We start from the raw sequence: 14,218 nt of genomic DNA on the forward strand, positions 1-14,218 counted from the left end.
TTTTCATTCCAAACTTTTTCAGCAAGGGAACAACTATCGATTGTAGCACTATTGAAAATAGTTGTAAATTTATTTTGATTAGCCAATCTGTTGCAAAAATCGCTAAAAATTTACCTTTTATTCAGCTAGCGGTTCTAAATAACGCACTTTTTTCCCGGTCTTCATCGCATAAGCAATTTCTGAACGTGTACTTTCTCCGATATAACCATGAACATTAACGACGAAAATTTCATCAGCTAAGTCAATTTTTCGTTTATGCATATCATCTAGCATTTCTTTAGTTTTCGTCAAGGTCCCCTCATCCATTCCTTCCCAAACTTCAGCATCGCCAGCATGACCGAACAAGCCCACGCTAATAACAATATAACCTTGTAAAGTTAAGCTTTTTTGCGCCTCCATGAAGGCCTCTTTAAATTTAGTACTACCACATAAAGTGATAATTTTATAACCACCAATCATTTTTCCACTTTCCTTCTTCTTAAAAGCTAACCCACTAACCGCAGTTGATTAGTGGGCCTTCATTTATCTATCGACTAAGCTTCATAGCTATCCAATTGAGGATAAAAAGCTTGTAATAAGGCTGCTGATTTTTGCAATGCAGCTAATTCTTCAGCAGTCAATTTAATTTCAACAATTTCTTTTGCTCCCGTTGCGTCAATAATTGTTGGCACGCTCAAGAAAGCATGGTCAATGCCATATTCTCCATTTAATTCCACAGTAACTGGGTAGATACGGTTCTCATTAAACAAAATAGATTTGGCAATAGCTGTTGTCGCAGCGGCAATTCCATAGCAGGTATTGCCTTTACGATTGAAAATTTCCCAACCCGCTTGAATAGTTTTGCTTAAAAGCACTTCTTTGGTTACGTCTTTCGTACGATCAGCATTATCAACTAAGACATCCTCGACCATTTTTCCACCAATCGTTGCGGAACTCCAAGCCACCATTTCGCTATCGCCATGTTCACCGATAACGAAGGCTTGCACACTTTTTGAGTCAAGGTCATACATACTACCTAGAGCACAGCTTAAACGTGCACTATCCACCGTTGTTCCACTACCAATAACGCGATGAGCAGGTAGACCAGAAAGTTTACGCACATAATAAGTCATAATATCTACTGGATTTGAAACAATTAAGAAGATCCCATCAAAACCAGAAGCCATCACACTATTAACAATGCTTGTCATAATGTTAATACTTGGGGCTAACATCTTCAAACGATCATTCGATTCTTTTGGCATTGGTGCTGAAGCCGTGATGATTACGATATCCGCATCTTTACAATCAGCATAGTCCCCTGCAGTCACCTTTATATTACGGTTTAGAAAATGTATCGATTGCTGCATATCCATCGCTTCCGCATAAGCTTTTTCTTTATTCACATCAATTAAAACCACTTCGGCACATAAACCTTGGGTAATAATACTATAAGCAGTAGTAGCTCCGACGTTTCCTACTCCGACAATTGCTACTTTTGAATGTTTAAAATCCATTTTACTTCCTCCAATTTGTTTAATCTATTGGCAAAAGTTATTGTAACATAAATAACAGCAAACGTTAAGGCAAAGTGCTTAACTACTATGACAATGCTACGTTTAAACAAACCAAACCTTAGTTACTTTCAGGCATTAAGCGTTGTTTGGCGCTAAGATTGAATAGATTTATTTGAATAACCTGCACCATTTTGACCATCTCTTCAGTCATCGCAAAATCACGATTGGTTTGGGTACGCATCAATACATTCAGGCCGTGGATTTTTTCGGTTGGCTCCGTTAACAATTTTGCAACACCATCTGCCATAATACTTGCATAGGCACTACTGTATTTACATGGTATTTCCTTACCATCAATCGCCCCTAAATAATGATCGATTTCTACAAATACATGAGGATTTTGTTTTAAGACTTCTATTTTACGGCCGGACATAGCACCATGTATATATAAAATTAATTGCTCCTCTTGCCATTCATAACCATAATTTAGTGGAACGACATAAGGACGATCATGATCAATCATTCCTAAATGGACAATTTTTGCCGCCTGTAACACTTCATTTATTTGCCTAATATCAGTAATTGCTCGATCCTTTCTACGCAACAAAATCACTCCTTTGTTAAATAAGTATGCCTTGGCAATGATCTATTTCGTGTTGAATAATTTGAGCGGTAAAATCAGTAAAAGTCATCCGCTGCTTTTTAAATTGTCGGTCGAAAAAGACCACTTCAATTTTAGCAAAGCGCGTGGTTGAACGAACCCCCACCAATGATAAACAGCCTTCTTCTGTTTCAAATGGACCCTCTTTTTTGACAATTTTTGGGTTAAACATCACTAATGGCCCAGCCGGTGTCGCACAAACAATGATTTGCTTATTAACCCCAATCATGTTGGCTGCTAACCCCACACAGCGCGCTTCATTTGCTTTTAAAGTATCAATTAAATCTTCAGCAACCGCCATATCCGCTTTAGTCGCTAAGACACTTGGCTGCTGTAAAAAGAATATATCTTTAACAATTGGTCGAATCATCGAAAATAGCACGTTCCTTTCTTTTTAAACGATAAAAACTTGAAATCTCATCGATTGCTTCAAGTGGTAAGTAGCTTAACTGGCTAGAAAAATCCCCATTCCCCGCTTTAACGCTAATTTTACAATGAGCGAATTTTTTAGGATACAGCCAACGTGAGGTACGAATTTCTAGACTTTGAATATTTTTACGTTGAACTATCACTTTTTGACATTCAGCTAAATGTATCTGCTGAAAGCACAATAGCTTGCTACTCATCCCATACGCTTGTAGCTTGCTTTGAAAAGAAGCATAAATCATCGATAAGGCTAGTAAAATAGCGATGCTTAGAAGCAGCCACCACCAGGCAAAATCAAAAATTAGATACAAACCAACCGGTAAAACAACAGCAAATAATTTAAAACGCGTAAAATACCATAAACGCTGCTCTTTAACTGACTGCAAGTCAAATTCGTCAGCATATTCAGGAACGAACTGGCTTAAATACTGCTGAAGCTTCGCTGTAGGAATAAGCGGTAATAAATAGGGCTGATTCGTTTGCGCTGATTTTTCATCGGCTTGTTTTTCCTGACCGCCTGCAAGCAATAAATCTACACTTACTAAACCCAGCATATGGCTAATGATGCCTTGCTTGATTCGAATTCCTTGAATTTTATTAGCGGGGATTACTTGCGATTTTTGTTCAATTAACCCATGCTCAATTCGCAGGGCATCATTATTTTCCTGATAAATACTAAAATTAGCGTATTGTAAAATCGTTTTGCCAATCGATAAAATCGCAAAAAGAACATACAATAAAACAAATAAAAGCACCGTAATCATCCAAATCAATTCACTAACCTGGCCAAATAATTGTTCTTGTAAAGGCTCAGGAATCACCTCTAAAAGCGCAAACATGAAAATAATCGGCGTAAATAGACTTAGTTCTGTCAGGGCAAATACCAGTAATTCCCTGGCAGATAGACTGTATAGGGCTTTTTTTGAAGAATGCGTTCCACTCAGACTTTTACCATATCCTTGTTTACGATAATTTTCCAATTCTTCATACAAACTTTGTGGAACGAAGGGTAAATCAATTTCGGCTTCATTCCCTGAACTAGCGGCAGTTTCAATCATTAAACGAACTAAGCCTAAGGGAATCATAATAATCCATTGCTGCTGTTTAATGGTCTGTATGCGCTCATAAGGGATAATCAATTCTTGCTTTTTGAATATTCCCTTACGAAAAATAAACGATTCCGCAGTCAATTCATAAGTTTGAGTGAAATAACATAAAAGATGATAAATAAAAAAGAGCAAAAATATACCCACAGCTGCCAATAAGCAATAAAAATAGAATCGTGCATCTTTTGAAAAACTCAAATCCTTTTTCAAAAGATTGCCGACGATTACAACTAAAAAAAGCTGCCAAACGCTGCGGATATAGGATTTTAACGGGGCAAAAAGCAGGTACCATTTAGAATAGCGCTTGAGCCTAGACATCATCCGCCACCTGCCTAATCATTTCAATGATTTGTTGCCGTAATTGTTGAGCTGTTTGCACCTCTAAACCTAAAATTCGATGCTTAGTCGCCGCCGTATGAATCACTAAGCCCATCAAATTTTCCTGGCGTAAAAACGGCCCTTGCTCCGTTTCAATATGTTGAATACGTTGTAACGGCACATAGGTTGTAGAACGAAAGATAAACCCCTGTTGAAAGGCTAAATCCTCTTTGGCCAATTCATAGCGATGAAAAGTATAGCGATAAGGAATCAACAAAAAATCAATCAGCAAGATAATGACGGTTAGCCCCAAATAAATAAGCGTACCATAAAACAACCATTGATGATGCCAAAAAAATTGATAGCTACCAAGAGATAGTCCCCCAATGAACAAAGCAACCACCATCTTACATAACCAAGTCTTACGCCAAACACGTTTAATGGCTACCGGCATTTTTTGACTAAGTAATGGATAGTTCACCTGCAACACCTTCTTTCAAAAATTTGTTATTAAAATTAACCAACTATTGTTCTAAAATAGCGTACTAACAGAACGATCATTATCCTTTTGCGCATCAATTGCTAAGACTAACATCACGACATATAACGCATCACTATCTTGATAGACCTCAATTTTGTAACAATCCGTCCATTGCCAAACATCCTTACTAATCGTAGCAACGATTTCTTGATTGGCATCTAACACTTGATACTCCCACTCGAAAATATCTCCCTTAACTTCCCAGTTGTTAAAATCAACGACAAAATGCGGCTTAAAAAAAGTCACTTCTTTTTTTACACTGCCAATTACTTGATTGGCTACGATTAACTCAAATTCAGGCACGAATAACCGAATCTTTTCTTTGACCTGACCGATGATTTGTCCTTGTTGATTTAGTAACGAAAATTGATGACCAAAAGCTAATTTACCTTCAACCTGATACACCGTTTGTTGATTCTCATCGTAAATCTCATAGCTATCCAACCAAGAAAACAGCCGTTGTTTGAAATATAACTTCATTTCCTCGCTCCTCCCAGATTAAAATTGAAAACCTTTTTACAATTAATTTCTAATCAATCTCTTATATGTTATACTAAAGGAAAAAGATTGGAGATACAAGATGATAAATACAATTATTTTTGACATGGGCAACGTATTGATTGAATGGAATCCTACACGTTTTATTCAAGAAATGGAACATGATCCTGCTCGCCAAGAAAAAATTGTTCAGGCCATCTTTTCTTCAGGTATATGGGAAAAACAAGATGACGGCAGCCTAAGTATTGCAAAAGCTTGCCAAAAAAGCCAAGCACTATTAGATGCTAGTTATCATCAAGCCATTGAACAAATGTATTATTATTGGCAGAATTATACAACAGCCTACAACGAGATACAAAATTATGCTGTAAAGCTTCATCAACTTGGTTACCAGCTATATGTGCTTTCTAATACCTCTAGGGTTTATTATACCTTAAAACAGGCTGGATTATTGCCGATTGATCAGCTGCTTTCTGGTAAAATCCTTTCTTTTGAAGAAAAAATCGTCAAACCTGATACGCAAATCTACCAACTCCTGCTTAAACGTTATCAGCTAATTCCTGAGCAATGTGTTTTTTTAGATGATGTTCCTAAAAATATCGAAGCCGCCCAAAAAGTAAATATCCATGGCTTGCTAGTGAAAAATGAGCAACAAGCCCTGCATGATTTACAAGCCCTTTTAAAACACCAAGGGAAATATGGGGGATGAAATAAAGAGCAAAAAACATGACAAACCTAATCAGCGTTTTCGCTAAAGGTTGTCATGTTTTTTCTACTAAACGGTTAATTCAATTAGATTCTCTTCAATAGCTACAACACAGCTTTCATAGTAGCCATCACCGGTTGTTCTTGGACCACTGAGTATTTCATAGCCGTCTTGTTTTAATTGCTGTGTCAGTTGATCCACTTTTTCCTTACTACCAAGACTAAAAGCTAAATGAATGAAGCCAGTTCGAACAAAGCTTTTCTTAGCATCCTCCATTTGCGCTTTATGCATAATCTCTAAGCGCGCACCATCGCTAAAGGTCAAAAAATATGAAGAAAAACCCGTCTTCGGATTATGATATCGTTCATTTGACGTGGCTTTGAAATAATACTCAAAAAACTGCTTGGTCCGCTCTAGATCATTAACATACATTGCAACATGTTCAATTTTCATTCCAATCCCTGCCTTGTTGCCATTGTTCTTTCGTAATTGCTAAATAATGTTCCGTTTTTTGGGCAGCTAAAGGGGCAATATACACCTCTTCAGTATGCTGGAAATGGAAACCACATTTTTCCAAGGCTCGCTGTGAATTGTGATTACCTGCAAAATAACCCGCCCACAAGCTTTCAATTTCCAGTGTCTCAAAGGCATACGTTTGTAAACAACGAATAGCTTCCGGTATCAACCCTTGCCCCCAAAAGCTAGGCGCCAACCAATAACCAATCTCCCTTTCGTACTTGGCAGATTTTGCCCCTTCATAACGCGCTGGCATTAGGCTGATGCTACCAATCAACGCCTTGGTCGACTGATCACAAATTGCAAAGCTTAATGGATCATCAACAAAAAAGTTTTCAATAACCTCTAGACTTTCAGCCACACTTTCATGTGGATTCCATCCAGCATTTGGTCCAATTAACGGATTTTTGGCTAATGCATATAAATCGGCTGCATCTGTTCTAAGCCAAGGCCTTAGAATAAGTCGTTTCGTCTCAAATTGCACACAATCACTTCCAATCTAGAACTAGTTGTTTAAAGTATAACAGTTTCATCAGCTTACGCAAGAAAAATATAAGCGTTTGCCTAAATATCTAACTTTAGCACTTAGCGATACACTAACTTAAGTAGTTTTGCGAATTATTTTTGATACTGGCTAATTTCATCTAAAAATTCACGATATTCTTCCTCAGTATAATGAAAAATCAACTGCTCTTTAGTTGGATATTTTAAATTTGGCTTTAAAAAACTTTCATCTATAGGATAATTCATATATCGCAACACTGCCTCAGCAAACTCCTGATAATACATACCGATACCTGTAATTAATCGCTCATCTGTTTCCACCGGCTCGTGTGTAAAGTTCTCCTTTTCCATAAAGTCAAAAAATGCTATTTGTTGCATAAACAAACCACCTGTATATCTTTTCCCTTCTAGCAATCCAGCTTTTCCAAGTAAAAGTGGAGTAGAAGAAATTGCAGCAAAAACAGTTGGCCCCCCTTTACCTTTACTAAGAAATTCAATCAGAGTATCATCAAATATGCCAGATAGCGGATTCGTCGAGCCAGGGATGATAATACAATCATAGTCTGTTATTTCTATTTCTTGGATAAGCTTAGTCGGATAAGTTGGCAACCCCTCTCCTGTTAAATAGCAGCTATTTTCACTCGCAATATAGTCAATTTTTTCATTAAACCAAATAGCTAGCGTAGCGGTTATACAGGTAATTTCTTGTAACGAATAATTGGGATATAACACAACAGCGAATTTTTTCATCTAAACCCCTCCTCGCAAAAACAAAAGCATCACAGTATTTTTAATCTAAGCTTTCGTTACATCAATTGGATTAAAAATGCTGCACAAACCAAAACGGAAAATATAAAAAGCATTGACCTAAATAGCCTAAAAAAATGACCTGCCAAGGATGGATTGATAGCCCTTCTTTTAATTGAACCACCCGATTAATACCGATTTTCCAAACTAAAAAGCCGATAAATGTCCCCAAGGTATTGGCAATCAGATCATCCACATCGCTAATTCTCGTATTTAATAATTGCGTCACTTCGATAAATAATGAAAAAAGTAACCCCATACCGACTGCTTTCAAGATATTCCGATAGCGTGGAAATAGTACGGGTAGCAATAAACCAAATGGTACACACATAACCACATTTAACATAAAGCTACGACCAAGCTGATAAAATGGCTTTGCTTGAACGAATAAATATTGAATCCAAAAGCTTTCCACTCCACCCTTTGGCGCATAGACAATATCGCTTAAGGTGCCAATACCAGTTACATCAAACACGGACCAAATATAGCCTCCAAAAATCAAAAGATAAAAGAAGTCTCTCTTTTTAAAGCGATTGCGTTTAAAAATAAATAAGTAAATAAAAATCGGCATAAAAAAGCAAAATAAGCTATAAAGAATAATCTTAATTCCCATCCTCTTTCACCTCACAATGTGTTTTATTGCTTTAAGCCAAATATTCCTCGGTTGCTTTTCTTGTTTCAAATACGATAATCTCTTTATTTTGTCGGTATTTGTCTAACAGCTTCCAAATGGCTGGTCTTTGCACAACTGGAAAATCTAAAATCCATTGTTGAAATTCTGCAGCAAATTCCTGCTCAATCCACGGCATATCCTCACGAGGCTGGCCAATACGCTGCTTCACGCTCTCAAAGCACACTTCACTAGGTAGGTCTAAGAAAAATACCGTATCACAAGCAGCCAAACGTAACTCCAAGGTATTTAGGTAATTTCCATCGATAATCCAGCATGCTTGCTTTGTAATTGCCTTTTGAGCCTCAATGAATTCATCCATTGTAATCGTCGTTTGATCAGCACGATGCCACAGCTGATCTAAATAATACAGAGGTAATTGTAATTTATCGCGCAGTTTTCGTGCAAAGGTACTCTTGCCTGCCCCCGGACAGCCAATTACAACAATCTTTTGCATTTCTTATCCTCCCAACTTCCAAAGTAAGCTATCTAACGCTTACCTTCCAAACTCTTCTTACTCATATCTTAACAAAAAAAACGTTTGAATAGACTATCCAAACGCCAAAAAATTTAAATTAATTGATTTAATTCTAAAAGCAACTGCGCTTTTAAGACTGACAGCTTTTCCTTATTGGGCTTCGTTTTTTCTGCATACATTTTTTCAAAAGGTAACCACCATACCGGCCCTCTACCATTTTGACCAAATTCACCTAAATCACCACTTCTTCTAGGAAATAGATGCCAATGCACGTGACTTTCTCCATTGCCTAATAATTCAATATTCATTTTATCTGCTTGAAAAGCTTGTGCGACCGCTTGTTGTACTAAGCTCATCTCAACCAAAAACTGCTGTTTAAATTCATCAGATAATTCATGTAGCTCATTGACATGATTTTTACATAAAAATAAAGTATATCCTTCAAAAAACTGATGATCTCCTATGACTACATAACCTGTCTTTAATTCTTTGACAAAATATGGATTAATGCCTTGCTTTATTTCATCAATACGCTCACAAATAAAACACATACTCTACTCCTATTAAACATATGTTTTCAATCTACGTAATTTTTGATAGGTCTTGCTTTCTAATAAGCAGCCGGTCACCTGCACGACTTCTCCTGCCACTTGATTGGCGAATACTAGACTTTGGTGTAAATTCTTACCAGACAAAACACCTGCTAAAAAGCCGGCAGCATGACTATCCCCAGCACCTAATGTATCACATACTGGTACCTTTTCTTGACTGACCCTTAGCCAAGTACCATTATAAGCAATGACGCCATCCGCGCCTAAAGTAACTATAACTAAACTCTGAGTCCAACTATACAACCGTTCAATCGCTAGCTGCAATTCATTTTCACCACTCATCAGATAAGCTTCTTGCTCGTTTAAATGTAAAATTGGCTGATAACTCAGTAGTTTTTGACACCTTTTTGACGCAATTTTATCCACTCTAGGACCTGGACAAAAAACAATTTTTCCTGAGAAATTAGCCAACGAATCCACTAAAGCCTCACCAGTCGGCTCTTCTACTTCCAGTCCACAAAGATACAGATAGCTATAACTAGCTAGATCATAGCTATCTAACCAAGCAGGCTGAAAGCGATACTCAACGCCATGATAAGATAGAAAACTGCGCTCACCATCCGCTTCGATAAAACAATAGCAGCAGCCATTGTCACCATCTACTCGCATCACTGGTAACTGTTGTTTGGTTAATTCCTGTGCGACAAAATCCCCATACACGCCTTGACCAACAGGCGATAAAAAGTCAAAGTCAGCTCCTAAGCCTTTTAAAGTTGCGGCCACATTAAACGCACAGCCACCAATTTGCATTTTTTGCGCTTTAATCTGCACATCTGCCTCACGAGTTGGCAATCTATCTGTATATATGAAACAATCACAAACCGAAGAACCTATAACTAAGCATTTACTCATTTTTATCTAGCCTCAATATCGTATATTTTATAAAAATTATAGGCTTATATTTCAGCTAATTCAACAAATTCAAAACGAAATTGCTAAAAGAAAGTCATATTGTTCGTGTTTATTCAATGATTATTTACTCGACGTTAAATCAAGCTGCATCATGATAAAATCCAAATAGCGTTGATTCATTTTAAAAAATCTTGGTAGCTCACCAATTTTTTTAAAGCCAAATTTTTTATATAAATGAATCGCTGCTGCATTTTCACAAGCCACCTCTAATTCCAACAATTCTAGCTGTTCGACCTGCTTAGCATATGTAATTAAAACAGTTAATAAAGCGTTGCCCACACCTTGATTTTGATAATCGGCCAAAACACTAATCCCTAATGTTGCTCGATGCGCCATTTTTGTCTTTGGATAAATTTGCAGATTAATTAATCCGATAATCTTCTCCTCGAGCTTATAACAAAAATAGACCGTATTTGCGCTTGCTAATTGCTGAAGAATCGCTGGTTCAAATTCAGCCAAGCTAAGCGTTAAACCAGATGAATCAAAAGTTAGGTAATCGGTTTGTTTCGCAACTATATTTAGATACTGATATATTGCAGCAATATCCTGTTTTTTGACTAATTCTACGCTCATCGCTTTCACCTACAATCTCACAATGCGCCATTTGCCAACTCGGTTATAGCCTAAGCGTTCATAGATGCGGGCTGCGATCGGATTTTCATAAAATAGACAAGGCGCTTTACCCTCTACTAATAAATCTGCGGTTAATTTGGCCACGGTTTGTTGCGCATAGCCATGATTTCTAAAAGGCGCTAAGGTAGCCACACCGACTAGCATGGCTAAACCAGGACATTCCGCAGTACTTCTAGCAATCGAAACAATTTTCCCATCTACTCTAACGCCATAGACACGATCTAGTTTTTTCGCCAAACTTTCTTGGATTTCATCGGGGTTCGCTGAAAAGTTTTTAAAAGCACTTTTAAAAACCTCTGAAATTTCTTGCGCATCTTCAGGACCAAACGATTCAACGGCTGTCATTTCAGGTGCCTTTTTTAGTTCTTTGCATTGTGAGAAGTAACATAATACATTCTCTCTTGCAGTAAAGTCATATTTTGCCACCAAACTCGCTTCTCCATTAATATGTGTAACCTGGTGACGTTCAACTAACTCTGCGACAAATTCAGGATAAGTTCTACCTTCATCGCTTTGGACCAACAAACTATTTCGATAACGTAAGATTAAGCCGTGAATTCCCGTTTCATCTTCGTCAATATAGATATCCTGTACTTCAGAATCAAAGCCATAATTGTACAAATCACCGATAATAAATAAATTTAACGCAGGATTTCGATAGAGATAATCTGTAACTTTTTCACGATCTGCTTCGACACATTTATGCATGTCGCCTCATCTCCTTCTAATATTTTTCTCATTATAACAAAAAAAGAACATCTTGCAAGCGCAATTGTGCAAGATGTTCTGAAAAATTATAACAATTCAGCAAATAATCTTAAAAATAGCTCTTTTATTGACAAATGCGCTTTACGACCTTGTCGATAATTTTCGGTAACTTCACGACACGTTGGAAAAATCGCATCAAAATCAGCCTTAATATCGAGGACTACTTGATTATCAACCATAAAACAGCCATTTTCAAAATGATGATACAGACTTCGATAATCTAAATTAATGGTCCCGCAAGTCGCCATGATATCATCGACCACGCTCATCTTGGCATGACAAAAGCCAGGTGTCCATTCAAAAATCCGCACACCCGCCTTGACTAAATCAGGATAAAAGGAACGCGTAACCCCATAGACCATTTTCTTATCCGGTATTCCAGGCGTGACAATCCGCACATCCACTCCCCGTTTAGCTGCTAGTGCAATCGCATGAACCATCTCATCTGTTAAGATTAAATACGGAGTCATAAAGTAACAATATTTTTCCGCTTTATTCGCCATACTGATGTAGACCTCTTCGCCTACACGTTCAGCGGAAATAGGAATAAACGCATAAGGTTGAACATAACCAGTCGCCTCTTGAGGCAGTTCAGCTGGTAAAAATCGTAAGAAATGCTCATCCTTCTCATCTGTTTCCTTCACCGCATTCCACATTTCTAAAAAGGCAATGGTTAACGAACGAACAGCTGGCCCAACCAACTGTATACCGGTATCCTTCCATTTACCATAAGGATGCGTCACATTAAAATATTCATTTGCTAAATTATAGCCACCAGTAAAACCAACCTCACCATCAATTACGGTAATTTTACGATGATCCCGATTATTTAAAAAGACATTTAATCCCGGCATAAACGGATTAAACACCCGACAAGCAATGCCTAAGCCTGCCATTTTCTTGACAAAATCAGTATTAATAAAACCAATAGAGCCCATATCATCATAAAAAACCCGTACCTCAACGCCTTGTTGCACCTTTTCAACTAAGATTGTCTCAATTTTTTGCCAAGATTCCTTATCCTCAATAGCGTGGTATTCCATAAAAATGAAATGCTTGGCTGATTTTAGTGCCTTTAATTGCGCATTTAAACCCTTCACTGCTTCATCAAAATAGGTCACCTTGGTATTTTGATAAATCGGATACTTCGCATAATGCTGTAAATAATCGGCAATACCTGCTGCTTTAGGATTGGTTTGCTTAAGCTCATCAATCAAGGCTTGCGAATCGGGTAGTAAAGGAAACAACAGCTCATCAATTGCTCGATAGCGCTCACGCATCTTACGCGTGCCATGATTCAAACCCACTAAAAGATAAATGGTTACCCCCACAATAGGAAATAATAAGATGAGAATAATCCATGGCATCTTCATCGTAGCAGTCTTATCTTCACTATAGATATACAGCACTAAAATAGCACCAAAAATGCGTAACAAAATATTGAGCCACTCCGCATAATCACTCAAAGTAGTAAATAATAGTACAATTAGTGTTACCTCTAACAAAATAGATAATACAACAAAAACCAAACGACTTACCCCATTTTTGGTTTTAGCTCGCCCTTCCATAGTTGACGCTGCATGTTTTGCACCCACGTTAAAACCTCCTTAGCTTTTCTAAAAAAATTATAACACACTCCCTTCAAAACAATGATTTTCATCCCATTTACATAACATTTAATAATCAATCTAACCCTTAGACAAATAAATATTATATAGGAAAAACACATTCAAATTCTTCACATACGACTAGCAAATCTATACATAAGCAAGGTATGGTAATCACTTGCTTAATCGCTAACCGTTCCCACGCTAGATTTTATTTGCGCACTGTTCATCGACTAGCTTCATATCCCTAATAAAAAACGATTGAGCATTTTCAGCCCAATCATTTTTCAAATATTTCTTGCATCGCTTTTCTATCATAATCTAATAGCCATTGATGATATTGTTGATAAATCGGCTTTAGCGTTGCTTTATTGGTAGCAACTAAGTCTAGCCCACGATCATCATATAAATGATAAAGCAACTTAGCTTGGCTATTAAGAAAATATACATTACCCGCTAAAAAATGTGGCTTTCTAAAATCAGTATATAGAATATCTTCAAATAATTTTTCCACATCTAAATTAAAGTCAGGTAAATACCAATAATAGGCTTTAATCAGATATTTGTAACCATCATCTTTATAGGTAATAAGTTGTGTTTCTGATGAAAGTCCGATACTCTCAACATACTGTGTAAATAGCTTATCGTTTATCGTTCCAACTCTTAAATCTATTCGCAAAATATCAAATGGTCCTAGTGCTTGAAATAATTCTCGCGCACGTTGCCTCGCATTTTGAAAATAAGAGAATATGAATTGATCTTTTTCATCTATCGGTCTCCCCACGCCCATCTCGAAACGCAAAGCATACTTTGCTTGATAAAAGATTGGAGCATATACTGTTTGAACATTCATTTGTTTAATTATTTGTAGAAATTGTTGATGTAAACTCATATAACACCTAACTTTTTAGATTAATTGGTAAAAAATTTTTTCAAAAGATACAATTATGATTTTTCTAT

Annotated in this window: 19 protein-coding genes; 1 reads left to right on the top strand and 18 read right to left on the bottom strand. The window is 37.0% G+C overall.

Translation table 11 applies throughout. The annotated features are described in order from the left end of the window. Positions 1-117: 117 nt before the first annotated feature. The 7 genes from RK02_RS03410 to RK02_RS03440 all read right to left on the bottom strand — a co-directional run bounded on the left by RK02_RS03410 (position 118) and on the right by RK02_RS03440 (position 5,028). The gene (locus RK02_RS03410) at positions 118-459 is read right to left on the bottom strand and encodes a hypothetical protein (RefSeq protein ID WP_016182850.1); all 342 of its coding nucleotides are present in this window, start codon (positions 457-459) and stop codon (positions 118-120) included. Positions 460-533: 74 nt separating this feature from the next. Next, the gene (locus tag RK02_RS03415) at positions 534-1,496 is read right to left on the bottom strand and encodes an L-lactate dehydrogenase (protein ID WP_016182851.1); all 963 of its coding nucleotides are present in this window, start codon (positions 1,494-1,496) and stop codon (positions 534-536) included. 118 nt (positions 1,497-1,614) lie between these two features. After that, the gene (locus RK02_RS03420) at positions 1,615-2,100 is read right to left on the bottom strand and encodes a pyridoxamine 5'-phosphate oxidase family protein (protein WP_016182852.1); all 486 of its coding nucleotides are present in this window, start codon (positions 2,098-2,100) and stop codon (positions 1,615-1,617) included. Positions 2,101-2,116: 16 nt separating this feature from the next. After that, positions 2,117-2,527 carry a peptide deformylase gene (locus RK02_RS03425; protein WP_016182853.1) on the bottom strand — a complete coding sequence of 137 codons (411 nt, stop codon included), beginning with the start codon at positions 2,525-2,527 and terminating at the stop codon, positions 2,117-2,119. Then, positions 2,508-4,010, bottom strand: a complete 1,503-nt coding sequence (locus tag RK02_RS03430; protein ID WP_248623573.1) for a PH domain-containing protein — start codon at positions 4,008-4,010, stop codon at positions 2,508-2,510. Before RK02_RS03430 ends, RK02_RS03425 begins: the two co-directional genes overlap by 20 nt. Next, a complete protein-coding gene (locus tag RK02_RS03435) occupies positions 4,000-4,488 on the bottom strand; it encodes a PH domain-containing protein (RefSeq protein WP_016182855.1) in 489 nt (162 codons plus the stop codon). The genes RK02_RS03430 and RK02_RS03435 overlap by 11 nt, the downstream gene beginning before the upstream one ends. A gap of 51 nt (positions 4,489-4,539) precedes the next feature. Then, on the bottom strand, positions 4,540-5,028 hold the full coding sequence (locus RK02_RS03440; RefSeq protein ID WP_016182856.1) for an LURP-one-related/scramblase family protein: 489 nt from the start codon (positions 5,026-5,028) through the stop codon (positions 4,540-4,542). Between the two features lie 100 nt (positions 5,029-5,128). On the opposite strand from RK02_RS03440, the gene RK02_RS03445 reads away from it, so the two are divergent. Beyond that, entirely contained in the window at positions 5,129-5,755 is a 627-nt protein-coding gene (locus RK02_RS03445; protein WP_016182857.1) for an HAD family hydrolase, read from the top strand. Between the two features lie 66 nt (positions 5,756-5,821). Here RK02_RS03445 and RK02_RS03450 read toward each other — a convergent pair whose 3' ends face one another. The 11 genes from RK02_RS03450 to RK02_RS03500 form a co-directional block, all read right to left on the bottom strand. Beyond that, a complete protein-coding gene (locus RK02_RS03450) occupies positions 5,822-6,205 on the bottom strand; it encodes a VOC family protein (RefSeq protein ID WP_016182858.1) in 384 nt (127 codons plus the stop codon). Then, positions 6,195-6,752, bottom strand: a complete 558-nt coding sequence (locus tag RK02_RS03455) for a GNAT family N-acetyltransferase (RefSeq protein ID WP_016182859.1) — start codon at positions 6,750-6,752, stop codon at positions 6,195-6,197. Before RK02_RS03455 ends, RK02_RS03450 begins: the two co-directional genes overlap by 11 nt. A 134-nt stretch (positions 6,753-6,886) precedes the next feature. Then, positions 6,887-7,522: a DJ-1/PfpI family protein gene (locus tag RK02_RS03460; RefSeq protein WP_016182860.1), complete on the bottom strand. Its 636-nt coding sequence runs from the start codon at positions 7,520-7,522 to the stop codon at positions 6,887-6,889. Positions 7,523-7,592: 70 nt separating this feature from the next. After that, the gene (locus tag RK02_RS03465) at positions 7,593-8,192 is read right to left on the bottom strand and encodes a VanZ family protein (RefSeq protein ID WP_016182861.1); all 600 of its coding nucleotides are present in this window, start codon (positions 8,190-8,192) and stop codon (positions 7,593-7,595) included. Between the two features lie 31 nt (positions 8,193-8,223). Further along, entirely contained in the window at positions 8,224-8,706 is a 483-nt protein-coding gene (locus RK02_RS03470) for a P-loop NTPase family protein (protein ID WP_016182862.1), read from the bottom strand. 113 nt (positions 8,707-8,819) lie between these two features. Continuing rightward, the gene (locus RK02_RS03475) at positions 8,820-9,278 is read right to left on the bottom strand and encodes an HIT family protein (protein ID WP_016182863.1); all 459 of its coding nucleotides are present in this window, start codon (positions 9,276-9,278) and stop codon (positions 8,820-8,822) included. A 12-nt stretch (positions 9,279-9,290) separates the two neighbouring features. Next, positions 9,291-10,190 (bottom strand): carbohydrate kinase family protein, encoded by a 900-nt coding sequence (locus RK02_RS03480; RefSeq protein WP_016182864.1) that lies wholly within the window; start codon positions 10,188-10,190, stop codon positions 9,291-9,293. A gap of 120 nt (positions 10,191-10,310) precedes the next feature. Continuing rightward, entirely contained in the window at positions 10,311-10,823 is a 513-nt protein-coding gene (locus RK02_RS03485) for a GNAT family N-acetyltransferase (RefSeq protein WP_016182865.1), read from the bottom strand. 9 nt (positions 10,824-10,832) lie between these two features. Further along, entirely contained in the window at positions 10,833-11,591 is a 759-nt protein-coding gene (locus tag RK02_RS03490; protein ID WP_016182866.1) for a GNAT family N-acetyltransferase, read from the bottom strand. An 86-nt stretch (positions 11,592-11,677) separates the two neighbouring features. Next, positions 11,678-13,246, bottom strand: a complete 1,569-nt coding sequence (gene cls, locus RK02_RS03495) for a cardiolipin synthase (RefSeq protein ID WP_016182867.1) — start codon at positions 13,244-13,246, stop codon at positions 11,678-11,680. Between the two features lie 292 nt (positions 13,247-13,538). Further along, positions 13,539-14,150 (bottom strand): DUF3885 domain-containing protein, encoded by a 612-nt coding sequence (locus RK02_RS03500; protein WP_016182868.1) that lies wholly within the window; start codon positions 14,148-14,150, stop codon positions 13,539-13,541. Positions 14,151-14,218: the final 68 nt, after the last annotated feature.

Source organism: Enterococcus columbae DSM 7374 = ATCC 51263 (assembly GCF_000406925.1).
Classification (GTDB): domain Bacteria; phylum Bacillota; class Bacilli; order Lactobacillales; family Enterococcaceae; genus Enterococcus_E; species Enterococcus_E columbae.